The sequence below is a fragment of the Brasilonema octagenarum UFV-OR1 genome (assembly GCF_963888615.1).
Classification (GTDB): Bacteria; Cyanobacteriota; Cyanobacteriia; order Cyanobacteriales; family Nostocaceae; genus Brasilonema; species Brasilonema sennae.
The window spans coordinates 1-975 of the sequence record NZ_CAWPKW010000009.1; the positions used below are offsets into that span (position 1 = coordinate 1).

The following is a 975-nucleotide window of genomic DNA, read 5'->3' on the forward strand; positions in this document are numbered from 1 at the left end:
GAGGCGGCTGATCACCACCCATTTCAGCGACCTCTGCCAGTTTCACGCGATGGGCGAGGGCTTTACCTGGGAAACGCAGGACAAGGCCCGGGATATTGCCGCCGCAAGGGCGGGGTGGGAGAAGGCGAAGGAGCTGATCCGCGACCCGTCCATCCGGCTGGTGCTGCTTGATGAGATCAACATCGCGCTGCGCTATGATTATCTGGAGATCGGGGAGGTGCTGGAGTTCCTGAAGACGGAAAAGCCGCCCTTGACTCATGTGGTCCTGACGGGTCGGAATGCGAAGGAAGAACTGGTCGAGGCGGCGGATCTGGTGACGGAGATGGTGCTGGTCAAGCATCCGTTCCGGGCCGGGATCAAGGCTCAAGCAGGGGTGGAGTTCTGATCTGACCACGCGTGGACAGGGTTTCGGCTGTAACGAAATCAACGGGTTGGCCGCGGACGTTAGGGATTCGGCAAGAATTGAGCAGGGAGAGAAAAGATGCGGAAAACGGGTCTGATGGGTATGCTGACACTTCTGGCGCTGGCGGTTTCGGGCTGTGCCCCTTTGCTGATCGGCGGGGCCGGGGCCGTGGTCGCGGACCAGGTCGTTGAGCAGGAAAAGGGCGGCGACGGGTTGTTCTAGGCGGGGTTCCGCCGGGTTCGCGCCAGTCTGGGCAGGCCCCGACCTACGTGTGGTGCGCTGTAGCGCACCCTACAGGTCGAGGGCGCCCTGCCGGTGAGGGGCCTCTTCCCGCGCGGCGCGCTTGAAGGCGTCGTCACGGCGGGCGGGGAGTTGCACGGCACGTTCGCGAAGCTGCATCGCCTGTTCGACGGTCACGATCTGGAGGCGGGGGACAGGGGCGAAGCCGCCGCTTTCCGACCTTGCGCCTTGACCAGGCACTATCTATGCTCCCTAATCTGAGCGGAGCCACATGATGTGTAAGCGTCCGGCCTGACCGCTCTGCCGCAGGGCGATGGTGCCGGATAGTGTCC

The 975-nt window shown here is 63.7% G+C and carries 2 protein-coding genes; both read left to right on the top strand.

Features of this window, described 5'->3' with window-relative positions:
• Positions 1-385, top strand: a 385-nt coding sequence (locus AC5590_RS00435) for a cob(I)yrinic acid a,c-diamide adenosyltransferase (protein WP_211178821.1), incomplete at its 5' end; no start/stop codon positions are given.
• A gap of 96 nt (positions 386-481) precedes the next feature.
• Positions 482-625, top strand: coding sequence for a hypothetical protein (locus AC5590_RS00440; RefSeq protein ID WP_169269020.1), 144 nt, complete (start codon positions 482-484; stop codon positions 623-625).
• The last annotated feature ends 350 nt before the right edge of the window (positions 626-975 follow it).

What these genes read in the sequence shown, in the direction of transcription:
- AC5590_RS00440 (WP_169269020.1), top strand. Translation starts at nt 482, where the DNA reads ATGCGGAAAACGGGTCTGATGGGTATGCTGACACTTCTGGCGCTGGCG.